At 60.5% G+C, this 22602-nt stretch carries 21 protein-coding genes and 1 tRNA gene; 2 read left to right on the forward strand and 20 right to left on the reverse strand.

Features of this window, described 5'->3' with window-relative positions:
• Positions 1–269: 269 nt before the first annotated feature.
• The 20 genes from ACZ5U1_RS10465 to mnmA form a co-directional block, all read right to left on the reverse strand.
• Positions 270–785 (reverse strand): hypothetical protein, encoded by a 516-nt coding sequence (locus tag ACZ5U1_RS10465; protein WP_464778348.1) that lies wholly within the window; start codon positions 783–785, stop codon positions 270–272.
• A gap of 77 nt (positions 786–862) precedes the next feature.
• Entirely contained in the window at positions 863–3550 is a 2688-nt protein-coding gene (locus ACZ5U1_RS10470) for a DNA polymerase (protein WP_464778349.1), read from the reverse strand.
• 400 nt (positions 3551–3950) lie between these two features.
• Positions 3951–5225 (reverse strand): DUF5677 domain-containing protein, encoded by a 1275-nt coding sequence (locus ACZ5U1_RS10475; RefSeq protein ID WP_464778350.1) that lies wholly within the window; start codon positions 5223–5225, stop codon positions 3951–3953.
• Positions 5226–5628: 403 nt separating this feature from the next.
• Positions 5629–5704: transfer RNA gene (locus tag ACZ5U1_RS10480), tRNA-Phe, on the reverse strand.
• Between the two features lie 51 nt (positions 5705–5755).
• Positions 5756–5950 (reverse strand): DNA gyrase inhibitor YacG, encoded by a 195-nt coding sequence (locus tag ACZ5U1_RS10485; RefSeq protein WP_464778351.1) that lies wholly within the window; start codon positions 5948–5950, stop codon positions 5756–5758.
• The gene (locus ACZ5U1_RS10490; RefSeq protein ID WP_464778352.1) at positions 5940–6929 is read right to left on the reverse strand and encodes a ribonuclease; all 990 of its coding nucleotides are present in this window, start codon (positions 6927–6929) and stop codon (positions 5940–5942) included. Before ACZ5U1_RS10490 ends, ACZ5U1_RS10485 begins: the two co-directional genes overlap by 11 nt.
• Positions 6930–6934: 5 nt before the next feature.
• The gene (locus tag ACZ5U1_RS10495) at positions 6935–7507 is read right to left on the reverse strand and encodes a Maf family protein (protein ID WP_464778353.1); all 573 of its coding nucleotides are present in this window, start codon (positions 7505–7507) and stop codon (positions 6935–6937) included.
• A 12-nt stretch (positions 7508–7519) separates the two neighbouring features.
• Positions 7520–7738, reverse strand: a complete 219-nt coding sequence (gene infA, locus ACZ5U1_RS10500) for a translation initiation factor IF-1 (RefSeq protein WP_003049127.1) — start codon at positions 7736–7738, stop codon at positions 7520–7522.
• Positions 7739–7797: 59 nt separating this feature from the next.
• The gene (locus tag ACZ5U1_RS10505; protein WP_464778354.1) at positions 7798–9087 is read right to left on the reverse strand and encodes an adenosylmethionine--8-amino-7-oxononanoate transaminase; all 1290 of its coding nucleotides are present in this window, start codon (positions 9085–9087) and stop codon (positions 7798–7800) included.
• A gap of 66 nt (positions 9088–9153) precedes the next feature.
• A complete protein-coding gene (locus tag ACZ5U1_RS10510; protein ID WP_449474691.1) occupies positions 9154–9573 on the reverse strand; it encodes a DUF4168 domain-containing protein in 420 nt (139 codons plus the stop codon).
• Between the two features lie 168 nt (positions 9574–9741).
• On the reverse strand, positions 9742–11763 hold the full coding sequence (locus ACZ5U1_RS10515; RefSeq protein ID WP_464778355.1) for a M13 family metallopeptidase: 2022 nt from the start codon (positions 11761–11763) through the stop codon (positions 9742–9744).
• A 102-nt stretch (positions 11764–11865) separates the two neighbouring features.
• Positions 11866–12480, reverse strand: a complete 615-nt coding sequence (gene bioD / locus ACZ5U1_RS10520; protein WP_464778356.1) for a dethiobiotin synthase — start codon at positions 12478–12480, stop codon at positions 11866–11868.
• Positions 12477–13601 carry an 8-amino-7-oxononanoate synthase gene (locus ACZ5U1_RS10525; protein WP_464778357.1) on the reverse strand — a complete coding sequence of 375 codons (1125 nt, stop codon included), beginning with the start codon at positions 13599–13601 and terminating at the stop codon, positions 12477–12479. Before ACZ5U1_RS10525 ends, bioD begins: the two co-directional genes overlap by 4 nt.
• 106 nt (positions 13602–13707) lie before the next feature.
• Positions 13708–14388: a DUF2490 domain-containing protein gene (locus ACZ5U1_RS10530; protein WP_464780029.1), complete on the reverse strand. Its 681-nt coding sequence runs from the start codon at positions 14386–14388 to the stop codon at positions 13708–13710.
• Between the two features lie 199 nt (positions 14389–14587).
• On the reverse strand, positions 14588–16711 hold the full coding sequence (locus ACZ5U1_RS10535) for a sodium-translocating pyrophosphatase (protein WP_464778358.1): 2124 nt from the start codon (positions 16709–16711) through the stop codon (positions 14588–14590).
• Between the two features lie 252 nt (positions 16712–16963).
• Complete coding sequence (thiL, locus tag ACZ5U1_RS10540) at positions 16964–17878, reverse strand: thiamine-phosphate kinase (RefSeq protein ID WP_464778359.1); 915 nt, start codon at positions 17876–17878, stop codon at positions 16964–16966.
• A 70-nt stretch (positions 17879–17948) separates the two neighbouring features.
• A complete protein-coding gene (gene nusB, locus ACZ5U1_RS10545; protein WP_464778360.1) occupies positions 17949–18395 on the reverse strand; it encodes a transcription antitermination factor NusB in 447 nt (148 codons plus the stop codon).
• 94 nt (positions 18396–18489) lie between these two features.
• Positions 18490–19779 (reverse strand): histidinol dehydrogenase, encoded by a 1290-nt coding sequence (hisD, locus tag ACZ5U1_RS10550; RefSeq protein WP_464778361.1) that lies wholly within the window; start codon positions 19777–19779, stop codon positions 18490–18492.
• The gene (gene hisG / locus ACZ5U1_RS10555; RefSeq protein WP_449474392.1) at positions 19769–20431 is read right to left on the reverse strand and encodes an ATP phosphoribosyltransferase; all 663 of its coding nucleotides are present in this window, start codon (positions 20429–20431) and stop codon (positions 19769–19771) included. The genes hisD and hisG overlap by 11 nt, the downstream gene beginning before the upstream one ends.
• A 41-nt stretch (positions 20432–20472) precedes the next feature.
• Positions 20473–21579, reverse strand: coding sequence for a tRNA 2-thiouridine(34) synthase MnmA (mnmA, locus tag ACZ5U1_RS10560; protein WP_464780030.1), 1107 nt, complete (start codon positions 21577–21579; stop codon positions 20473–20475).
• 123 nt (positions 21580–21702) lie between these two features.
• On the opposite strand from mnmA, the gene ACZ5U1_RS10565 reads away from it, so the two are divergent.
• Complete coding sequence (locus ACZ5U1_RS10565; protein ID WP_464778362.1) at positions 21703–21999, forward strand: hypothetical protein; 297 nt, start codon at positions 21703–21705, stop codon at positions 21997–21999.
• 107 nt (positions 22000–22106) lie between these two features.
• Complete coding sequence (gene sciP, locus ACZ5U1_RS10570; RefSeq protein WP_097092542.1) at positions 22107–22406, forward strand: CtrA inhibitor SciP; 300 nt, start codon at positions 22107–22109, stop codon at positions 22404–22406.
• Positions 22407–22602: the final 196 nt, after the last annotated feature.

Genomic DNA, 22602 nt, shown 5'->3' on the forward strand with positions numbered 1-22602 from the left:
CGACCGCGGCTTGCCGTGCAGACGGCATAGTCGGTCGAACGGCTGCAAAACGTCGGAGGGCACATAGAAATTTATCAGTGTTTTGGTTGGTGTCATAAAACCTCCTTTTTGGAATTGTTGGCACGGCACCCTGCGGGTGGCGCTCCGCGCTATTTGAAAATGTGATGATGAATGAATTTATAAAAGTCTTTTAGATACAGTGATTTAATCAAGGACCAGATCATATGATCCTTGTGGAGCAACAACGAAGGCAAGGGGTCGAACGGGGTTTATACCCGGCAGTCGATAGGTTGGTGGCAGTTAGCCCAGTCAATCGCATCGGCGAATACAGGCTTGTCACACGGCTTGCTGATGTAGTCGATCCAGCCCGCATCGGCATCTGGCTGGACATCATGTTCCCAATAGCCCCAATCGGTCTTCAGCCAGCAGGTTATTATAGCTAGATGAAAACCCTCGCGCAGATCGTCACGCGGGCAGTCGATGGCAGCATGATAATGCAGGCGTTTGCCGTTCCCGCCTTCGAGGATTGGAATGACATTCACGCTACGACCGAAGCGGGTTGCAGCTTTGCCGAGCAGGCGTGCATTGAGAAGTTTCAGGAAATGGCGAAAATTCTGGCTGGCCCGTTCCGGCGTCAACCTCACATCATATGATCGTCCCGTATCGTCTTCGACCATGCGTTTCTGACGCAATGTCAGGGTCACGGCATAAGGCGCATTCCATGCCGAAAGATCGGCAAAATCACGGAAGGCGGAACGGATTTGATAGGCGGAAGCATAGGACATAGGCAGGAATGGAAGAAAAGTTGAAGATCATATACTTATCCATTCCGATGCATTGAGGGGGGAACAGCCTAGAAAATTTATGCCTCGGCCAAAGCCTTGAATGGAACATTTCTCTCGGTGGCGGCGAGTATGTCGATAGGTTGCTGCCCGGACAAAAACAGGTCCACTTCAAGCGTCGGAATGATGGATTTCAACTTGCCAAGGGTATCGATCACCGCTGGGGTGGCCGGACACATATGCGGCAGAAAAGGCTTGCGGGCATTTTCAACATCAGATCGTTTACACGGAATGCCCACAGCGGTCAGAAGATCAGCAAACGAAGCGTCGGTATTCCCATCGAATTTACGGGTTATCCCAGCCGCCGATTTCCGCCATGCCGCACATAACATCTGCCTCAGCCGCTTTAGATCGGGGTCTTGCTTCTTCAGATAGCGGTTCCCATCCCCTTCCAACGCCGACTGCGCAAAAATGTAGGTTGCCAAGGCGGAATAATCCTCAAGGGTCTTGATGCAGCGAGGGGACGTCACAGCAAAACTTTCCCAATGCTGGCGCACCTTGGCAAACTCATCGACGCTATCCCATGGCGTGGTACTGAATGCGACGTGGCCCACTGCCTCATCCTGCCAAGCGGCGTATGGCATTCTCTTCCAGTCAAATTCCATGTTGAGCCGTTTGGAGACGTGTTTATCCACAAGATCGGCTTCAAATTCCACAATGTCCCGGATGCCTGTCTTGATCTTCAACGGGATTATGTCGTCAGGCTTGCGATTGAGAAACATCTCCACGATGCGGTCATTTAGAACACGCTGATCCTCGAGATATTCCGGCGTGTATATGCCGCCTTTCGCCAACACGATGTTGACGCCATCCCCGTGATTGCTCCTACCCTCCAACAAGGTAGCTTGCCCACGGGTTCGCCATCCAAGGGGTTTCCGAACTACATGCTTTACCTCCAGCATGGTCGGGTCACCGGTAAGCATGTCCCGGCTTTGCCGATAAAGATCAGCAATCGGACCAGCACTGGCGGCAGTGATCTGCTGTTGCGTGGCATTGGTCAAAAACCCGTCGGTGGTGCAGCTGAACACGCACACTTCCGGCGGTAAGGCGTTCATAATTTCCCCCAGTGCAGAACGCACAAAGGATGTGATGTAGGCTGCGAAGAACGGATTGGTGATCTTGCTTTCCGGCAGCGGCTTCATTTCCCGATCACGGAGATCATACACCCGCTTGTGATGCAGCCCTTGAGCAGTTTTGCCGTAGCTGGAATTGCTCAGTTCCTTCCAGAACAGGTTTTTCAGAGAATTCTTGGCATACGATTTTCTCTTCAGAATGCACTGGCTGATAAAATCGGCAAAGGCAGGACGGTCACGATCACATGGAATGACCACACCATGCCTGATCGTCAGCTTCGCTCCCAACGCACGGGCCAAGAATATTTCAGGAGCGGCGCAATCGCTAATACCGGTCCGGGGGAATACCAGTCCATTGCTGGTGCGGACCGGCAATGTCGGAAACCTAACGGTGTCAGGAAATTCAAACTCAACATTCGCTATGCCGAGGGTGGTTGGCGTGTAGTCATCCAGATCAAGGGACACAGCAATTTTCCGCCAATCCGCTATACCGATTAGGGCCATCGCAGTGGGATAGGCACCGGCTAGATCGTAATCCGTCCAGTTATCCTCGAAGGCGGGGCCGAACCAAAACTGCTCGTTCCGACCACCATGATAACACTCCGTCGCCAGGGCAACGTGCCAATCCACCTCCTGCATATAGACGTCGGTAATCTGCTTGACGTGCCGACCAAGCCTCTTGTTGAAGTAGCCGTGCTGAACGGTTTCTTTGCCAATCATTTCCACTGGGCACAGGCCAGACCCTGTCCATGTTTTCATTAGCAGATCAACACCGATGCCAGTCAGGGTTGCAGGCACCTTTCGCTTGCCAAGGATCACTTCGCACTGGTCAATCAACTGCTCCAGATAGCGAACACAGATCACGGCATCAGTGATCGCATACCGGTCGAACAGGTCAGGCTTCTCTGCGAGAAGAACGTCCATATTCTCCTTGTAGAATTGCTCCTTGCGGGGATCGGGATCGAGAACGATCTTTTCCACCCCGACCAGATCGCCCAACGCCCGCAGGCTTTTGGATGTAGCGGGCGTCAGGAGCATTGTGTCGCGTAGAACGACATCGATCCTGACCGGCTTACCTTCGTCAAACCAAAACTCTATCGGGATGCAATTATCGATCGAAAGAAATGTGCTGCGAACGCTGGCAATTAGTTCAGTGAGGGATTGGAAGTCGGCCAACGCCGGGAAGTCAGCACGGGTGAAATGTCCAGCGATATACACCTTGTTGGGCAGTTTCTGGACAGCTCCGCTCTTGATTCCCTCATGGAAGGCAAACAGCAGAATATCGGCTAGTTTCAGCCGCTCTCCATCCTGCGGATAACAAACCCCACTCCACTCTCTGGCATTCGGCTGTCCAGGGTCATACAAGCTACAGTGGAACTGATAGGAAATAACCTTGTATTTCCCTTCACCAGCCCTAATGTCTTGCGGAGTAAGGATCTCGTCAGGGGTCTTAAATTCTGTGTCGAAGCCAACGATCAGATAGCGGTCGTCGTCGCGCGAATGCTTCGATCCGTAAAAGTCGCCGCTCTCCACCCATATACAACTTTTACTGAATTTTGCCGGTCCAGATCGGATCGTGATTTCTGTAGTAGGTTTTGCGGAGATGGTCTTTTGCTTTTTCTTGTAGTTTTTCATCCCGTTCCCGACCGTCGCTAGAAGCTATGTCATTTACATCAAGACGTTGATTTTTGAAGGGAAAATGGATGAATTCCACAATATACGGATCATATACGGATATGATATTATAGAATTTAGTTGCGTTATTTCATGATGTTATGAGAGCAATGAATATTGCCAAGGTTGGGGTCGAGGGTTCGAATCCCTTCGCCCGCTCCATGAATCAACGGGATAGTCGCCTTATGGCGAGGCGAATTTGCGCCCTCAGTCTGTGTCGCCACCATGTCGCCACGCGACGAGCGATGTCCTACCTATCCTCTAAGCGGATCGACCATACTATAAGCGCTCTTCGACGCTCGTCATTCGGTAGCGCCAGTTGCACAGGCCCAATCTGATACCAGCCATCTGAGTCGCTATCTCATTTCCCCCTCATCTTGCGCCGCTCAGCTTCAAATTTCACCCGCGCCTTATGCGATTTCTCTAGGTCTCGATGCGCCCTATCCAATTTCGGAAATAGTTCGTCTCGGAGCTGAATGAGAATTTGCCATTCGACCATCCGGTCGAATCGCGCTGTTCCGTGGGCCAAAAGACAGGTGATATGGACAAGATCAGCAGCGGTATTCCGTGCAGGCTCTACGAAACCAGCGTTGCTGGGACCTGCGAGCATTACGGGCGACTCCTCGCTGTCCAGCAACCCAAGGCGAAACGCTATACCCTTTGAACTGGCGTGAACATTATAGCTCGCCATGCGGTAGTAAGATTGCATCGCTGCTTGTCCCGCTGCGGCTTCTAGATCGACCATTCTCGGCTTCTTGATCTTGAGATGCTCAGCAGCCCAGCCATATTCAGAGCCGAAGCGGTCGCCATAAAGCTTGAGTGCGGCCTCGTAGCCCTTTTCCGTCTCGGCCACGTCCCGCTTTGACGGCGGGGCGTACCCCAACTGTTCATGGAATAGGACGAATCTGTCCATTGCGCGCTTGGCCTCTACAAACTCGTGCGCGCGATACCTGACTGCCAGTTCCTCTCCATGCTTGACCAGCAGTTCTGCCACTACGACAATTTCATGCAGCGTTCTCCAACGCGCCATAGCGCCATCGGCCAAGCCGTTTTCCATTAGGGTCATGACCTCAAACGTCACTTGGCAGGCGCGCGCATGCAGTCGAATCAACGTATCATTCAAAACTCTGTTCTTTTTCGACCGCGACCGCCTGCGCGATTTCACCATCTCGCCGCCGACCTCCAGCGAGATGGTGTAAATCATTCGAAGCGTATCGAAGGCATCTTGCCAGCGCAGCAGCAGATTTTCCCGAAATTGGATCATCCGCGCTTCATCGTAAGCGCGCTGGGCCGACCAATCCGCCTTGAGCGATTTGAGGATTACCTTTGCTGAACTCTTAACAATCTTGGGAAGGATCGCAGGCAGTTCGTTTTCTATGAATTTCTGGGCCTCTTCGATAAGGGGAATGATCTCTTCAGCCGACAGTGTAAGCTCAATGTCGGTACCCTCTTCACGTTCGTCGGCCCATTCAAACGGCTCGGCAGGCGTCGTAGCGATATGTTTCGCATATTCCCTGACAAAAGGCTTCGGAGCCTTGGGGGTCTTTTCAACGATCAACTGTTCGATGCGCTTGATCAAATAGAGCCTAGGTGCAGCATTGATTTGCTCCATGAAGAGCGAATGAAGGCCCGACATTGGCTTCTTGCCGCGTGCCTTCAGAGATAGTCCTATTGTTGCGCGAGACAATGCGAGCCTACTTCCTGTCATTCGGTCAATTGAACCTGATTGACGCAGCCTGATTGCGGTGCGGCTAAGTTGGCAAGTATCGGATCAGCATGTGACTAAGCCAACGACAAAATTGAATTTTGCTAATTATGCTCATTTTGCGCGAGGCTTTGACGTCAAAAAGGAGTTCGCCTTTGTTCCCGAACAGTGTCAGCAAATCAGCTAGGGTGATGACCATACGAAGGGCGAGCATAATGATACCGCCCTGGACAACCTTGAACAGCGTATAGCACTGCCAATCTGATCCAATTACACAGGGAAGAACGCGCCACTCTCTCAGCAGCAGAAAAATCTTTATTTTTCAGAGAGTTAGTGGTGCCCGGGGACGGAGTCGAACCGCCGACACTGCGATTTTCAGTCGCATGCTCTACCAACTGAGCTACCCGGGCACGGGCGCCGGGGAGGACCACCGGCGGCATTGAGAGGCGTGCCTATAGGCATCAATCCGGGGGGTTGTCCACCCCATCATCGTCGCTTTTTTTCATCTCGTCGGCGGCGGGGGTTCCGGGGACGCGATAGCCTTCGCCCAGCCATTGCAGCAGGTCACGGTCACGGCAGGCCTTTCCGCAGAAGGGCTGCGTGTCGGGATGGGCTGGCTGGCCGCAGATCGGGCAGGAGGATGATTTAGGCGACATGGCCCGCCGATATGGCAAGGCTGGGATCCGCCTTCAAGCTGACGGCGCCACCGCGTCGACGGGCGAGCTGCTCCAACCAGTCGGTCGCCTTGTACAGGCGGTCGATGATGGGGGGCGCGGCGGTGATCGTCACTGGCCCGCCATTGCCTTCCCGTTCGGCACGGCGGAGCAATGCGAGAGCCGCCGTTTCGATCGGATCAGCCCGCAGCAACTCCATGAGGTTCATCCGCTCGCGCCGCCGGATGACCTGGACGAAGCCGAAGCCGTTCACCGCCGTGCGTTCGAAGGGAAGCGGCAGATATTTGTCGATCTGCGCCGAGGCGACGGCCCGCTCATCCTTATTGTTCATGGTGGGTAGATCGACGCCGATCGATCCGGTCAGGCCCATGCGGCGGATCGCCTGCGCCGCCAGTTTCGCGCCCTTGGGACCGAGCTTCGCGGGCGGCAGCGATCCGTCTACGTCGATCAGGATCATCGCGGGCGTCGGGAAGATGCGGAGCGCCGCTTCCTCCGTGCCGATTTCACCGGACATCGCCTCTTCCATCAGTTCGCTCCAGCCATGGGCTTCAAAGCGATCTTCCTCATGCGCGGGGCATGGGACGACGGGAATGCCCGTCGTGCGGAGGCGCTGGAGGAGGCTGGGGGCAGGATGCACCTTGGAGCCCGGCTGGGCGATGCGGGCCTTGGCGAGCTTCGGGCGGCCTTCCTCCGGGATGGCTTCGCGCAGGATTTCGAGGAGGACGGTCGCGCCCTCTGCGGTTTTTGGTGGGATGGGTTCGACCAGCACTTCCTCGCCCGAGATCAGGCGGGCAATGCCGCGCTTCTTGGGGATGATGGTCCGAACAAGCTTGCCCTGCATGACCGCACCGGCGCGGGCGCCATCGCCCTCACGCTCGATCTGTGCCTCGACCAAACGGCCTTTTTCGATCAACGCGGCGCGGGCCTCGCCAATCCCTTCTTCATAGAGCCATTCGGCCATATCAGTCAGTCCAGTGGGTAGCCCGCTGCCTTCAGCAGCGCGCGGGTTTCGTAAAGGGGCAGGCCCATGATCGCACTATGGCTGCCCTGTATCGCGCGGATCAGCCCGGCGGCACGGCCCTGAATCGCATAGCCGCCTGCCTTGCCGTGCCATTCTTCGCTGGCGATATAGGCGTCGATCTCGGCGCGCTCCAGACGTTTGAAGATAACGATATTGGTGGAAAGGCGATGCCTTGCCCTGCCCTCGCCATCGATGAGCGTGATGGCGCTCAGCACGCGGTGGCGGCGGCCGGAGAGCAGCGAAAGACAGGCGCGCGCTTCATCCTCCGTCTCTGCCTTGGGCAGGATGCGGCGGCCTGCCGCGACGACCGTATCGCCTGAAAGCACCAGCGCGCCGGGATGACGGGCAGCCACCAACGCAGCCTTTTCAGCGGCCACGCGCACGGCATAGGTCGCTGGCAATTCGCCTTTCAAAGGGGTTTCATCAAGATCGGCGGGGTCCACAGCGTCGGGACGCACGCCGATCTGACCCAGAAGTTCACACCGTCTGGGAGAAGCCGAAGCAAGGATGAGCCGCATCGAAAAAGCGGCTTATTTGAAGCGGTAAGTGATCCGACCCTTGGTCAGGTCGTAGGGGGTCAGTTCGACCAGCACTTCGTCGCCCACCAGCACGCGAATGCGGTTTTTCCGCATCTTGCCCGCCGTGTGACCAAGGATCTCGTGATCATTTTCAAGCCGGACGCGGAACATGGCGTTGGGGAGAAGCTCCACAACCTGTCCGCGCATTTCAAGCAGTTCTTCTTTTGCCATAATATCCTGGGGAAACCAAAAATCGCGCCGCCATAGCGGCAAAATGCGGAAAATGAAAGTCAGGCTGACACGCCAAATATATCGCCCGCGTCAGACAAGGCCGCAAAGATGTGATCCAGCTGATCCACATCCGTACAAAAGGGCGGCATCAGGTAGATGCTGTTGCCCAAAGGACGCAGCAAAATGCCCCGATCAAGGAAGAAGGCGCGCAGGCGGGGAGCGAGGTCCGACAGATACCCTGCGTCCGGCGCGATCAGGTCAATCGCGACGATCGTGCCAAGCTGCCGGGCATTCGTGAAGGCTGGATGAAGCGCCAGCTTGCCGAGTCGCTCCGCCATATTCTGTTCGAGCGCGGCGATGCGGCCGAGCACATCCTCCTCGCGCCAGATGGCGAGGTTGGCCGCCGCCGCCGCGCAGGAGATGGCGTTCGCTGTGTAGCTGGACGAGTGGTAGAAAAGCCGCGCCCGGTCCTGCGACCTGTGCGCGTCGAATATGCGCGCCGTGGCGAGCGTCGCCGCGAGCGGGACGGAGCCGCCGGTAATACCCTTTGCAACAGCCATGATGTCCGGCACGACGCCCGCCTGCTCGCAAGCGAAGACTGTGCCGGTGCGGCCCCAGCCGGTCATCACCTCGTCAGCGATGAACAGGACATCATGCCGCGCGCAGATTTCCGCCATCTGCCGCAATATGGCAGGCGGGTAGATCAGCATCCCGCCAGCACCCAGGACCAAGGGTTCGACGATGAACGCCGCCGGATGCTCCTTGCAAGCCGCTTCCAGCGCGTCGAGCGTCTGTTGCTCCGCACCCGGCGCGGGAAAGGTGATGGTGCCGACGTCGAACAGCAAAGGCGTCCATGCGGCGTTGTACACGCCGCGCTCGCCGACCGACATCGTGCCGATCGTGTCGCCATGATAGCCATGTTCAAGGACAAGGATGCGATGCCGGGGGGCGGACAAACCATCCAGCGCGCGATTGTGCCAATAGCCGAGCGCCATCTTCAGCGCGACTTCGACGGAGGTCGATCCGCTGTCGGAATAGAAGACATGGGCGAGCGGGTCGCACCCTTCCGCGCGGGGGGCGAATTCGATCAGGCCGCGAGCAACCTCTTCAGCGGGCGTATGCGTATAATTTGCGAAGATCAGCTGGTCGAGCTGCCCGGCCTGCTGAGCGATCGCCTGAGCGATGCGGGGATGGCAATGGCCGTGGGTCGTTACCCACCAGCTGGAGATGGCGTCGATCAACGTGCCGCCGTCTGCCAGATGCAACAGGGCGCCTTCCGCACGAACGACATGCGGGATGGCTTCGTTAAGGCCGTGCTGGGTGAAGGGGTGCCATATAGGGGAGGTCATGGCGAGACGCTTAGAATAGCCCAAGCGTCAGGCCAAGCACCCTCCCTTATATTATGCCGCTTACGCTTACTTGGCCGGAGTGGCCGGGGCAGCAGGGGCGGCTGGTGTCGCCGGTGCCGCAGGCGCGGCCGCCTGGATACGCTGCTGTAACGCAGGATCGGCGGCTGCAGCCTGGCCGATCTCATTGAATTTTTCCGGCGCGATGCCCGATGCCTGCAACGCGGCGAGCATCTTGGGCTGCTTTTCCGCATCAGCGATGCTGGTGTCGGACTGAATCTTGGTCACTTCGACCGCAGCAGCCGCGAACAGCTTGATGTCAGCATCGCTAAATTTACCCGCATCGGCCGAAGGCGCCGCCGGAGTGGCAGGCGTCGCGGGCGTAGCCGGAGTTGCGGCGCCCTGAGCCAGAACTGGAGCCGCTGCCAACAAAGCGACCGATGCCATTGCCGTCTTCAAAACCAGTGATGAACGAAAACCCGTCAACATGCTTCTCCTTGCGATTTGATGTCTCAAAGCTGTGGAAGAGCGCACGAGGTTTAAAGAGTGTTCCGGCGAAACGTGAGATTTGAGGGACGACGGTCGGGCGCGGCGCAGCTCATCACTCGCACCATCACGGTTCATCGCAGGGCAGAATCGTTACTGATGCTCATCTTTTCACCAGATTCTCACCCGATCCTGAGGCGCGAGATAGAGCTTGCTGCCGGGCACCGGGTTGAAGGCGGCGTACCATTGATCGAAATTCCGCACGGTATCCGCCCGATATTGCGACGGCGAATGCGGGTCAGTGACCAGCCGCTGGCGCAAGTTGGGCTCGCGATAATTGCGCCGCCATACTTGCGCCCAGCCGAGGAAGAAGCGCTGATCGCCGGTGGTGCCGTCGATCACCGGCGCGGGCTTGCCGCCGAGTGACGCATGATAGGCGTCCAGCGCCACCGCGACGCCTGCCAGATCGCCGATATTCTCGCCCAAGGTAAAGTCGCCCTTCACATGCGCGCCGGGGAAAGGCTCGTAGGCGTCATATTGCTTTATCAGCTTGCCGGTCAAAGCCTTGAAGGCAGCGACATCAGCATCGCTCCACCACTGGTTGAGCTTACCGGTCTCATCATATTTGGCGCCCTGATCGTCGAAATGGTGGCTAAGTTCATGGCCGATTACCGCGCCGATGCCGCCATAATTCACCGCCGGATCGGCGTGGGGATCGAAGAAGGGCGGCTGGAGGATGGCGGCCGGGAAGACGATCTCCACCATGGAGAAGTCCGCATAGGCGTTGATCTCCATCGGCGTCATCTGCCATTCCCATCGGTAGATCGGCTTGCCGAGCTTCCCCATCTGATAGTCGAATTCATATTGGTTCGATCGCACCGCGTTGCCGAACAGGTCGCCTGCGATGATCGTAACCCCGCTATAATCCCGCCATTTGTCGGGATAACCGATCTTGGGCGTGAAGGCGGCCAGCTTCTTGTGCGCCCTCGCCTTCGCGCCATCGCTCATCCAGCCGAGGCCGTCGATGCGGCGGCCCATGGCGGCGATCACATTTTTGACGAGCTGGTCCATCGCCGCCTTGGTTTCCGGCGGGAAATAGCGGGCGACATAGATTTTGCCGACTTCCTCGCCCATCGCCTCCTTGACGAAGCTGACGGCGCGTTTCCACCGCTCTTCGCGCTGCGGCGTGCCGGATAGAGTGGTGCCGTAGAAGGCGAAGTCGGCGTCGGCGATCCGGTCGGGGAGGTAAGTGGCGTAGCTGTGCAGACTGCGCAGCAACAGGGCATCTTTCAACACGCCTATCGGGGTTCGCGCGATCAGTGCTGCTTCGCCCGCGATCGCCGTCGGCTGCGCGACGATCAGCGCCTGCGGCTTCAGGCCGTTGGCGGCGAAATAGGCCGGGAAGTCGAAGCCGGGCGCGGCTTTCTGCAATTCGGCGAGCGTCATGCGGTTGTAGGTCTTGTCCGCGTCCCGGCTATCGACCTGGGTCCAGTGGATCTTCGCCACTTCCGTTTCGAACGCCATCAGGGCGGCGGCGCGCGTCTTTGCGTCGCTCGCGCCCGCCAGTGTCAGCAACTGTTCGAGATGCGCAGCATAAGCGGTACGGATGGCCGCCATCTTCTCGTCAGGTTGTAGATAGAAGTCACGATCCGGCAGGCCAAGGCCCGATTGGCGGAGGTTCAGGATGTAAGTGTCGGGCGCCTTGTCATCCTGCCCCACATAAAAGGTGAACGGGCCTGCGATACCGGCTCGCGCAGCCTCTGCCGCCAGCCGGGCGTATCCGGACTTGTCCTTTACCGCCGCGATCTTCGCGAGCCAGGGCTTGATGGGGGCCAGGCCCTTCGCTTCGACGGTAGGGGCGTCGAGATAGCTGGCATAGGCGATCCCGATACGGCTGGCGGGGTCTTTCCTTGCCTCCTCCAATATGCCCCGGGTGCGTTCCCGTGACAGATCATCGAGCACGTTGAACGCGCCATAATTGGACTTGTCGGCTGGGATCGGTGTCGCCTTGGCCCAGCCGCCATTGGCATGGAGATAGAAATCGTCCCCCGGCTTGACGGCCGGATCCATGCCCTTGTCGTCGAAGCCGTAGCTGCCATAGGTCGGCTTGGCAGATGGTGCCTGGTCCGCCTGTGCGGCGTTGGCAGCGAGCAGCAGAGCGCCAATCGCGGCGCTCATCAGGAGATTTTTCATCGAAGCATCCCTTGCTTGATCCGATCATGGCAATTGACCCGGCGCAGGGCGACGAGTCCATGGCAATTGTCGAAAGTCGTGCAAAAGTGGCTGCGGCCCTCTTCAGGGCAGGCGGATATTCTCGGCGAAAGCAGCCTTCAGGATGGCGGGATCCAGCGGGTCGAGGCGCGGGAGGCGGCCGAGGCTTGGCACCTTGGCGAGCTGTGGGATGATCCGCTCATTCTCCTCATGGGGATCGCCGATGAAGGCAATGCCCGCCAGCGGCACGCCCCGGCTGCGCAATGCTTCAATGCTGAGCAGACTGTGGTTGATCGTGCCGAGCGCGGTGCGGGCACATAGGATGACCGGCAGCTGCCAATGGGCGAAGAGATCGGCCATCAGCAAGGTTTCGCTGACGGGCACCAGCACGCCGCCTGCGCCCTCCACGACCAGCGGGCCATCCACTTGCGGCAGGGCGAGCTTGTCGAGACGCACTTCAACGCCGTCGATGCGGGCCGCCAGATGGGGCGAAGCGGGCGTCGTGAGGCGGTAGGCTTCCGGCAGGATGCGAGTTTTCGGCAGGTTGCCTAGCCGTGCGACCGTTTCCTTGTCGCCTTCGGGGTCGACGCCCGCTTGCACCGGCTTCCAATAATGAGCGCCAAGCGCGCCTGCGAGCCCGGCGGCGAAGACCGTCTTGCCGATGTCAGTGTCGGTGCCGGTGACGATGAAGCGATTCATGCGAGAACCCTTTGCAGTTCTTCGCCTAGAGCCGCCACATCGGCGCGGCCAACATTCAATGTCAGGGAAATGCGCAGGCGGCTGGTGCCTGGCGGCACCGTCGGCGGCCGGATGCCGCGCACGTCGAAGCCTGCCTCCTGCAGTGCGGCGGCGGCGGCCATGGTGCGCCGGTCTTCACCCAGCAGCACGGGGACGATGTGGGTGCGCGGCGCAGGCAAGCCCAGTGGCGCGCAGATGACTTCGGCGGCATCGACGCACAGCGTCTTCAGCCGCGCGCGCAGGTCGTCAGCCTGCTCGATCCGGTCGAGTGCAGCCGAGGCGGCCACCGCCATCAGCGGCGAGGGCGCGGTGGAGAAAATGAAGGGGCGCGCCCGGTTGATCAGATAGTCGATGATGATCTGCGGCCCGCAAATCAGCGCGCCTTCCACGCCCATGGCTTTGCCGCAGGTGTGAAGCGTCACCACATTATGCAGCCCGTCCAACCCGGCGGACAGGCCCCGGCCGCTAGGGCCGAACACGCCCGTTCCATGCGCTTCATCCAGGATAAGCATCCCGTCATGCTGCGCGGCCAGTTTTGCGAGATCGGCGAGCGGCGCCGTGTCGCCGTCCATCGAATAAAGCGTTTCGACCGCGATCCAGATGCGGCCCTTGCCACCTTCCTCGCGCCAGGCGGTGATCAGGTCGGAGAAGCTCTGCACATCATTATGTCGGGCAAAGACGGTGGCGGCCTTCGACAGGCGGATGCCGTCATGAACGCTGGCGTGGATCAATTCGTCCGCGACGATCAGGTCGCCACGCTGCGGCAATGTCGAAAACAAGGCGCAGTTGGCTGCAAAGCCATTGGCGAGAAACAGCGCCGCCTGTGTCCGAAAGAAAGCAGCCGCCTTCGCCTCCAACCCCTCATGCTCGGGCGCATTGCCCCGCAGCAGACGGGAACCACCCGATCCCACGGGCACGCCCCGCGCCACCGCGTCCGCCACGGCCTGACCGATCAGCGGATCGGACGCCAGGCCCAGATAGTCGTTAGAGGCAAAGTCGCGCCCGGCACGCGGCACCAGACGGCGCAGGCGGCCGCGCTTTTCAAGAGCCGCCAGTTGCGATCGGAAGGGTTCGCTGGTCATGGCGCGCCCTATAGGCCCGCGAGGGGTAGAGGGGCAAGCTGGAGCGCCGCCGCTTCATCCGCCGGGCGGGGAAAGGCACCGCCCTCCCCCGCTCCGGTGCCGAAAATCAGAAGGAAAAGCTCAGCGACAGCGACGCCACATTGTCGTTGGCATCGTCGGCATTCGGACGAAAGCCATGCTGATGCAGATAGCCGATTTCCGCATTCACATTCTTCGCGATCGGGGTCGTGATGGCGATCAGGTTACGCATCCGCTCCTCGCCCTCGACCCGCTGGAAATTGGTGGTGTTGAGGTCGATGAAGCTTTCATGGCTCAGCACCAGCGCGGTCTTGCCGCCTTCCTTGAAGGGCAGCACATATTTGACATAGGGGCGGAAGCGCCAGGCCGTGCCATCGACCCCTTCGCGCCAGCGCTCCTCAAGACGCAGGCGGGCGCTAAGCTGGCCAGGACCGATCTTCACGATATTGTCGAACGTCACCTGCTGGCGGCCGCGATGTTCCATGACGGCGAAGTCACCAGCATTATAATTGGGGTCATGGGTATAGCCCGCCCAGACCGTCACCTTCTTGTTGACCTTGTAGCCGATCATCGAGTTCATCTCGACCTCGTACAGACCGTCGCGGTCGTTGCTAAACCGGGCGATTACCTCCTGGAAGAAGCGCCATTTGTCGCTTAGTTTCACCGTGGCGCTAACGCCGGTCCAGAGCTGGTCATCCTCCGTGGCATGAGCCACAGCCGGAATGGCCAAAGCCACCAGCGCAGGTGCCAGTTTCAAAATCGGTCGCATCATAGTCTCCCTCCGCCCCATGGCGTCGGGGCGCGACTATGACCTTTATGTGACGATAGCATTTCTATTTTATGTAAGTTTTGTGTCGATTGTTTCTGCGGCGTGACCGATAGCGGCAACCGTCAATCCGCCTTCCGCACAAAAAAAGACCCCGCCCCATGACAGGGCGGGGTCATATCCTTTTCGTTGCGAAATGCGGTCAGACGCCGTGCGCCAGAGCGGCGAGCAAGAGCAGCGCGACGATGTTCGTTATCTTGATCATCGGATTGACCGCAGGCCCTGCCGTATCCTTGTAGGGATCACCCACGGTATCGCCGGTCACAGCTGCCTTATGGGCCTCAGAGCCTTTGCCGCCATGGTTGCCATCTTCGATATATTTCTTGGCATTGTCCCAGGCGCCGCCACCCGATGTCATGGAAAGGGCGACAAACAGGCCCGACACGATCACGCCCAGAAGCAATGCACCCAGCGCCGCAAAGCCATTGGGCGTTCCGGCAACGGCAGAGATTGCGAAATAGACGACGATCGGCGCCAGCACCGGCAGCAGGCTGGGGATGATCATCTCCTTGATCGCCGCGCGGGTGACAAGGTCGACAGTGCGGGCATAGTCGGGCCGTGACGTCCCTTCCATGATCCCCTTGTTGGTGGCGAACTGGTCGCGAACGTCCTTCACCACGTCGCCCGCCGCGCGGCCCACTGCCGTCATGCCCATTGCGCCGAACAGATAGGGCAGCAATGCGCCGAGCAGCAGGCCGACGATGACATAGGGGTTGGACAGGCTGAAATCGACCGGCTCGGTCAAGCCCAGCGCCGAGTTATAGAATTTCAGATCCTCGGTATAAGCGCCGAACAGGACCAGCGCGGCGAGGCCCGCCGATCCGATGGCATAGCCTTTCGTCACCGCCTTGGTCGTATTGCCCACGGCGTCCAGCGCATCGGTCTTGCCCCGCACGCTGTCGTCGAGATGCGCCATCTCCGCGATGCCGCCCGCATTGTCGGTGACGGGGCCATAGGCATCGAGCGCCACGACCATGCCCGCCAGCGCCAGCATCGCGGTAGCCGCAAAGGCAATGCCGATCAGGCCCGCCAGCTGATGCGCGACGATGATACCGGCGACGATCACCAGCGTCGGCAGCGCGGTTGCTTCCAGACTGACGGCCAGCCCCTGGATCACGTTGGTGCCATGACCGGTTTCGGACGCGCGAGCGATGCTGCGAACCGGACGGTAGTTGGTGCCGGTATAATATTCGGTGATCCAGACGATCAGGCCGGTAACGGCAAGGCCCACCATCATCGACCAGAACAGCGCCATGCCGGTGTAACCGCCCGCGCCGTCAAGGTCGGTGCCAAAGCGCACGTTGAGGTCACCCAGCGTGAATTGCGTAACGAAATACAGCGCCGGGATCGACAGGATCGCAGTTGTCCAAAAGCCTTTGTAGAGCGCCCCCATGATCGACTGATTGGAGCCAAGGCGCACCATATAGGTGCCTATGATCGACGTGATGATGCACACACCGCCGACGATCAGAGGCAATGCCATCAGCCGTTGCAGGAAGGCATTGTCGACCCCGCTCACCAGCAGCGCCGTCAGCACCATGGTCGCACCAACGGTGACGACGTAGGTTTCGAACAGGTCGGCCGCCATACCGGCGCAGTCGCCCACATTGTCGCCCACATTGTCGGCGATGACGGCGGGATTGCGTGGGTCATCCTCCGGAATGCCCGCTTCCACCTTGCCCACGAGGTCGGCACCCACATCCGCCGCCTTGGTAAAGATGCCACCGCCCAGACGCGCGAAGATCGAGATGAGGCTGGCGCCGAAAGCCAGTGCGACCAGAGAATCGATCACCAGACGGTCATCAGGCGCATGCCCTGCGGGTCCGGTCAGAAACCAGAAGAAGACGCTGATTGCGAGCAGCGCCAAGCCCGCCACCAGCATGCCGGTGATCGCGCCAGCGCGGAAAGCGACGGTCAGGCCGCTCTGCAACGTAGTGCGGGCCGCTTCGGCGGTGCGGACATTGGCGCGCACGGAAATGTTCATGCCGATGAAGCCTGCCGCGCCGGACAGGATGGCGCCAATCAGAAAACCGATTGCCGATGTCGCGCCCAGGAAGAAGAAGACGATCGCCGCAACCACAACCCCGACCATGCCGATGGTCATATATTGGCGGCTGAGATAGGCCTTTGCCCCTTCCTGGATCGCCCCCGCGATCGTTTGCATGGTTTCATTGCCGGCGGAGGCCGCCAGTACCTGACGACTGGTTATCAGGCCGTAGAGCAGGGCTAATAGCCCGCACCCTATGGCGATATAGACAATCTGCATGGATGTTCCTCTCCCCCTGTTTTTGCTGTCATCGGCCGCTCCGCAGGGAAAAACGGGCGGGCGAAAGGCATAAGCGCGGGCGGCCGGAATTCACGCATCCGGCATCAGGCACCGCATCAATCAGCATCAAGGTTACGCGCGTCATGGGCGTCCAACCGGGCTGAGAAAAGGATGGACGGAAGCTACAGACAGGACGGGTGGCGTCAAGCCGTTACGAAACGCATCCGAATCAGGGTCTTGGCGGGTCCCGGTTCAGCCATGTTCCCAGCCAAGCCGGGCGGGCAACGGCATCTCTGCGCCGTCAATGATCAGCTTCAGCCCCGATCCCGGTGAAAAACGACCCACCGGAATGGCTCGTACTGGCGGCTTTGTCGTGGGCGGCAGTGCGAACAGCAGTTCATAGTCATCGCCTGCCCGCGCCGCTGCGACCTGAGCGGCGGTGCTGCCGCCGCTCACTGCCTCCAGCGCCGGGGAAAGCGGAACATGATCGATGGTGACAGCCAATCCGCTAGCCTGCGCCATGCGGGCGGCATCGATCAGCAAGCCGTCAGATACATCCATCATCGCATGGACTTCGCCCGCAAGCAGCGCGCCCTCGGTGAGCCGGGGCCGGGGGCGGCGATAAGCCTCCACCAGCGGCCCGGATGCTGCGGCGTTCGCGCGGAGCAGTTCAAGCCCCGCTCCGGCATCGCCAACGGGACCTGTCAGATAGAGACGATCACCCGCCCGCGCGCCGCTACGGGCGGGCACGGGGCCGCTTGCCTCGCCAATCGCCGTCAGGCTGTAGCTGCGCGGACTGCCCTGCGGCATCTGCACCGTGTCGCCGCCCAATAGCGGCATGGCATGACGGCTGAGCGCCTCGCCCAGCCCCTCAAGAAACGCCGCGTCCCAGCCATCGTCGCCCGACAGCGCGTAATTGAGCAGGCAACCCACAGGCCGCGCGCCCTTGGCGGCCAGGTCGGAGAGGTTCACGGCGGCAAGTTTCCAGCCGATGTCCGCAGGGGGATCGCCGGGGAGATAATGCACCCCCTCCACCATCGTGTCGCTGGTGAGGATCAGGCGCGCGCCGCCCACATCCAGCACCGCCACATCGTCCTGAAGGCCGCGCGCTGCCGGATCGTTCGCCAGCAACCGCAGCAAGGTCAGGAAACGGGATTCAGCGGACATGCCCTAACCTAACCCTTTTCCAAAAAGCCCGTCACCCGTTCGACAGGGGATGCGACATCAGGACAGGCGCCTATTTCCGTACATCCTTGGCCACGCCGTCCAGCAGGCCATTGACGAAACCCGCCTCGCGCTTGTCGTAAAAGGCATGAGCGACATCGACATATTCGCTGATGACCGTGCCGGTCGGTACATCCTTGCGCGCGATCAGTTCATAGGCACCTGCCCGCAAGATCTGGCGCATCGGCTTGTCGAGCCGCTCAAGGCTCCAGCCCTTGGACAGGCGGGCGGTGATCATGGCGTCAATTTCGCCGCGCCGCTTGTCCACGCCGGTCACGACATCGTCGAAAAAGCTCTCTTCCGCATCGGCATAGGTCACGTCTTCGATGGTCGCGCCCAGCCGGTGCTGATGAAATTCATGCAGCAGGGTGGCGAGGGGCGTCCCTTCCATGTCCAGCTGGTACAGCGCCTGCACAGCGGCAAGCCGGGCTGCGGAGCGGGATTTGGAGCGTTCGGTCATCGGGATTCCATATAGCCGTGCGGGCTGGGCCTGTCGAAGCCCTGCCCTTTTTGAAGAAAATACTGCCCCTCGACAAGCTTGGGGCGAACGGAAGTTATTTGAGCCGCACCGCCACCGAGGCGGCATGGGCAGGCAACCCCTCCGCTTCCGCCAGCGCGACCGCCGCCGGGCCGATCGCATCGATCGCAGCCTGATCAAGGCTGAGGAAGCTGGTGCGTTTCATGAAGTCGAGTACCGAAAGCCCCGAGGAAAAACGTGCACGGCGACCCGTAGGCAGTACATGGTTGGGGCCTGCGACGTAATCGCCTACGGCTTCGGGGGTCATGCGGCCCAAAAAGACCGATCCGGCATGGCGAACCTGCGCGAACAGGGCATCGGGATCATCCACCGCCAGTTCGAGATGCTCGGCCGCGAGACGGTTTACCAGCGGCATCGCTTCTTCCAGATCACGCACCAGGATGATTGCGCCGTTGGCCGCCCAGCTCGTCGTGGCGACTGCCTGCGTCGACAATAGCGGCAGTCGCTTTTCGACGGCCGCCGCCACGGCATCGGCGAAAGTGGCATCGTCGGTGAAGAGGATCGACTGGCTGGTCGGATCATGCTCCGACTGGCTCAGCAGATCAGCGGCGATCCAGTCCGGATCATTTTTCCCGTCGGCGACCACGACGATCTCGGACGGTCCTGCGACCATGTCGATGCCGACTACGCCATAAAGCTGACGCTTGGCTTCGGCGACCCAGGCATTACCGGGGCCTGTGATGACATCGACCGGCTTGATCCGATCCGTGCCATAGGCGAGCGCAGCCACGGCCTGCGCACCGCCGACGCGCCAGATTTCCTCAATGCCGACAATGCTGGCAGCGGCAAGGACGAGCGGGTTGATCACGCCATTGGGCGTGGGCGTCACCATGGCGATGCGCGACACGCCGGCAACCTTGGCCGGGATGACGTTCATCAGCAGCGAACTGGGATAGGCTGCGCGTCCGCCGGGTACATAAAGCCCCGCCGCATCGACTGCCCGCCAGCGCGCGCCAAGGCGCACGCCCGCGCTGTCGGTGCCGTCGCTGTCCTGCGGCCGCTGCTTTTCGTGATAGGCGGTGATCCGTGCGGCGGCGAGTTCCAGCGCATCGCGCAACTCAGGCGTGATGCCTTCCAGCGCCGCGCGGCACTCGGCGGGGGTAACCGCCCAGCCGCTTGCCTCCAGATCGTGTCGGTCGAACCGGCTGGTGTAATCGGCCAGCGCGGCGTCGCCTTCGGCGCGGACGCGCTTCAGGATTGCCGCGACGTCGCGCGACACATCTTCGTCCGCTTCGCGCCGGGCATCGACCAAAGTGGTGAAGGCGGCTGCGAAATCAGCGTCGCGGCTGTCGAGCCTAAGCGGCATCGCGCTTCCCCACGGCCTTGCGGAAGCTTTCCACCAGCGGCGCCAGTTCGGCCGAGCGCATCTTGTAGGCAGCGCGATTGACGACCAGCCGCGCCGACACCTGCATGATGACATGGGTTTCGACCAGCCCGTTTGCCTTGAGCGTCGCGCCTGATGACACGAGATCGACGATCCGGCGCGACAGGCCGAGCGAGGGCGCGAGTTCCATCGCGCCGTTCAGCTTCACGCATTCCGCCTGGATGCCGCGCGCCTCATAATAGCGACGCGTGAGGTAAGGATATTTGGTGGCAACCCGCACATGGCTCATCGCGGCCTCATCCTCGCCCGCAAGGTCGACCGGTTCTGCGACCGACAGGCGGCAATGACCTATATCGAGATCGACCGGCGCGTAGAGTTCGGAATAGTCGAACTCATCGACAACGTCCGACCCGACTATACCGATCTGCGCCGCACCATGGGCGACGAAGGTCGCGACGTCGAAAGCGCGCACGCGGATGATCGAAATATCAGGGCGATTGGTGGCGAAGCGGAGCGCCCGGCTCTTCTTGTCATGAAATTCCGCCTCCGGCTCTATGCCGACGCGCGCGAGCATCGGCAGCGCTTCATCAAGGATGCGGCCTTTGGGGATGGCGAGGGTGAGTGGGCGAGTCATGACCGGCGGGCCTTAGCCGTGCGCGCCACAAAGGACAATATTCATGCAGCTTGCGCCAGCGCAGCCTCGGTGGCCTCAATCCAGCCGCCGCCCAGCACCCGGTCGCCCGCGTAGAGCACGGCGGCCTGACCCGGCGCCACGCCATATTCCGGGGCGTCAAACATCAGGCGATCACCCTCCAGCCTTGCCGGAACAGGCTTTGCCATCGACCGCACCTTGGCGGTCAGCGGCCCGCTGAAGTCGCCGCCAAGCCAGTTGATGTCGCTCAGCCGAGCCGCTGACACCGCGAGCGCCGCTTTGGGGCCGACGATCACCCGCCGAGAATCGGCGTCCAGACGGACGACATAGAGCGGTTCGGCCTGTCCACCGATCTCCAGTCCTTTACGCTGGCCTACGGTGTAATGGATGAGCCCCTTGTGCGTGCCCATGATGCGGCCGTCGAGATGGACGATGTCGCCACCTTCATCAGCGTCCGGGCGCAGCTTGCGAACCACGCCAGCATAATCGCCATCGGGCACGAAGCAGATGTCCTGGCTGTCCGGCTTCAGCGCCACCGACAGGCCAAGTTCTGCGGCAATTTCCCGCACCTGCGGCTTGGGGAGGCCGCCCAGCGGAAAGCGCAGATAGTCAAGCTGCGCCTGCGTCGTGGCAAAGAGGAAATAGCTCTGGTCTCGCGCAGGGTCCGCTGCCCGGTGCAGTTCGGCGCCCTGCGCTCCTTCGACGCGGCGGACATAATGGCCGGTTGCCAGACAATCGGCGCCCAGGTCGCGCGCGATCTGGAACAGGTCGGTAAACTTCACGCCCATATTGCATTTGACGCAGGGGATAGGCGTACGCCCGGCCATATATTCATCGGCGAAGTCGGCGATGACGGAATCCCTGAAACGGCTTTCATAATCGAAGACATAATGAGCGATGCCGATACGGTCGGCGACCGCGCGCGCGTCCCGTATATCCTGCCCCGCGCAACAGCTGCCCGTGCGGCCGACAGCGGCGCCGTGATCGTAAAGCTGTAGCGTCACGCCGATGGTTTCGGCGCCCGTGCGCGCGGCAAGGGCGGCGACGACGCTCGAATCGACGCCGCCAGACATGGCAACGACGATTCGCCGCTTTGCAAGCGGTTCGGGCAACTGGAACTGGGGCTGCATGGCCGGGCATATAATCGTCCGCGCCGTTGCATTCCAGCGGGATTCCATGCCTGGCGCTGCAAAGCGTCGTTTGGGCCCCGCGAGTTTACCGGACCTTATCCTTTTTTCGCTACCTCCCTTCACATGGATTTTGGTTTCCTTCGGGCAGGCGGGCTCAAACCCGCCAATGCCAGACCCGTCAGCCGACCGCACGCGCCGGTCTGGCCGTTGCTGCGCGCCGCTTCGGCGGCGGAGCAGGCGGCCAGCCCGACCGCGCTGGCGGTGGCCGGGGTCCTGCGGGGGCAGGATGAGACGAGCGACTGGATCCAGGATTTGGCCGAAGTGTTCGCGCCACGTCCGGGCGGCATGATCGAGGCCGCACGCCCAACGGGAAGTTTCAACCCGTTGATCGCACAGCATTTAAGAGTGGGACAAGGATGATGAAGGGGGCGTTTACCGTGGCGCTTTAGCTGATCTTCAGGGCTGACGCGCATACCGGTTGCCGCTGCTGAATTCGGCAACGCCAGTGCCGCTTTTTGAGGGTGAGAATGATAGAAAATCAGAAAATCCGACCTGCTCAGGTCGTCGGGCCGCTCGGAGAACCCTTGACTCTGGAGAGCTTGCCTCCCGCGAACACGACGCGTTGGGTCGTCCGTCGCAAGGCCGAGGTGGTCGCCGCCGTCAATGGCGGTCTGTTGACCGTCGATGAAGCCTGCGCGCGCTATTCGTTGACGCTTGAGGAATTTGCAGGCTGGCAGCGCGCTGTCGATCGGTCGGGCATGCACGGCCTGCGTGTTACGCGGATCCAATATTACAAGTCGCTGTACGAACGGCAGCAGAAATACTGATCCTTTTCTCCGGCTCAAGGCCGGATAGCGAGGGAGCAGGCACATTAAGGGCCGCCGGATGCAAATCGGGCAGCCCTTTCGCTTGGCGCGCGCACCGATTCAACCGCCATTGTCAAGCCAGAAACATTTCTGAGGGAACGCGAAGCCGACTTCGCCGTTAAATACATCAGCCAACCCGCTGGGGGCGGTGGTCCAA

The sequence above is a fragment of the Sphingobium sp. TomTYG72 genome (assembly GCF_055394715.1).

What these genes read in the sequence shown, in the direction of transcription:
- infA (WP_003049127.1), bottom strand. Translation starts at nt 7,738, where the DNA reads ATGGCAAAAGAAGAACTGCTTGAAATGCGCGGACAGGTTGTGGAGCTT.
- nusB (WP_464778360.1), bottom strand. Translation starts at nt 18,395, where the DNA reads ATGACCGAACGCTCCAAATCCCGCTCCGCAGCCCGGCTTGCCGCTGTG.
- sciP (WP_097092542.1), top strand. Translation starts at nt 22,107, where the DNA reads ATGATAGAAAATCAGAAAATCCGACCTGCTCAGGTCGTCGGGCCGCTC.
- ACZ5U1_RS10535 (WP_464778358.1), bottom strand. Translation starts at nt 16,711, where the DNA reads ATGCAGATTGTCTATATCGCCATAGGGTGCGGGCTATTAGCCCTGCTC.
- ACZ5U1_RS10510 (WP_449474691.1), bottom strand. Translation starts at nt 9,573, where the DNA reads ATGTTGACGGGTTTTCGTTCATCACTGGTTTTGAAGACGGCAATGGCA.
- ACZ5U1_RS10465 (WP_464778348.1), bottom strand. Translation starts at nt 785, where the DNA reads ATGTCCTATGCTTCCGCCTATCAAATCCGTTCCGCCTTCCGTGATTTT.
- ACZ5U1_RS10505 (WP_464778354.1), bottom strand. Translation starts at nt 9,087, where the DNA reads ATGACCTCCCCTATATGGCACCCCTTCACCCAGCACGGCCTTAACGAA.
- ACZ5U1_RS10565 (WP_464778362.1), top strand. Translation starts at nt 21,703, where the DNA reads ATGGATTTTGGTTTCCTTCGGGCAGGCGGGCTCAAACCCGCCAATGCC.
- ACZ5U1_RS10515 (WP_464778355.1), bottom strand. Translation starts at nt 11,763, where the DNA reads ATGAAAAATCTCCTGATGAGCGCCGCGATTGGCGCTCTGCTGCTCGCT.
- hisD (WP_464778361.1), bottom strand. Translation starts at nt 19,779, where the DNA reads ATGCCGCTTAGGCTCGACAGCCGCGACGCTGATTTCGCAGCCGCCTTC.
- ACZ5U1_RS10475 (WP_464778350.1), bottom strand. Translation starts at nt 5,225, where the DNA reads ATGTCGGGCCTTCATTCGCTCTTCATGGAGCAAATCAATGCTGCACCT.
- thiL (WP_464778359.1), bottom strand. Translation starts at nt 17,878, where the DNA reads ATGTCCGCTGAATCCCGTTTCCTGACCTTGCTGCGGTTGCTGGCGAAC.
- mnmA (WP_464780030.1), bottom strand. Translation starts at nt 21,579, where the DNA reads ATGCAGCCCCAGTTCCAGTTGCCCGAACCGCTTGCAAAGCGGCGAATC.
- ACZ5U1_RS10525 (WP_464778357.1), bottom strand. Translation starts at nt 13,601, where the DNA reads ATGACCAGCGAACCCTTCCGATCGCAACTGGCGGCTCTTGAAAAGCGC.
- ACZ5U1_RS10470 (WP_464778349.1), bottom strand. Translation starts at nt 3,550, where the DNA reads ATGAAAAACTACAAGAAAAAGCAAAAGACCATCTCCGCAAAACCTACT.
- ACZ5U1_RS10485 (WP_464778351.1), bottom strand. Translation starts at nt 5,950, where the DNA reads ATGTCGCCTAAATCATCCTCCTGCCCGATCTGCGGCCAGCCAGCCCAT.
- ACZ5U1_RS10490 (WP_464778352.1), bottom strand. Translation starts at nt 6,929, where the DNA reads ATGGCCGAATGGCTCTATGAAGAAGGGATTGGCGAGGCCCGCGCCGCG.
- hisG (WP_449474392.1), bottom strand. Translation starts at nt 20,431, where the DNA reads ATGACTCGCCCACTCACCCTCGCCATCCCCAAAGGCCGCATCCTTGAT.
- bioD (WP_464778356.1), bottom strand. Translation starts at nt 12,480, where the DNA reads ATGAATCGCTTCATCGTCACCGGCACCGACACTGACATCGGCAAGACG.
- ACZ5U1_RS10495 (WP_464778353.1), bottom strand. Translation starts at nt 7,507, where the DNA reads ATGCGGCTCATCCTTGCTTCGGCTTCTCCCAGACGGTGTGAACTTCTG.
- ACZ5U1_RS10530 (WP_464780029.1), bottom strand. Translation starts at nt 14,388, where the DNA reads ATGCGACCGATTTTGAAACTGGCACCTGCGCTGGTGGCTTTGGCCATT.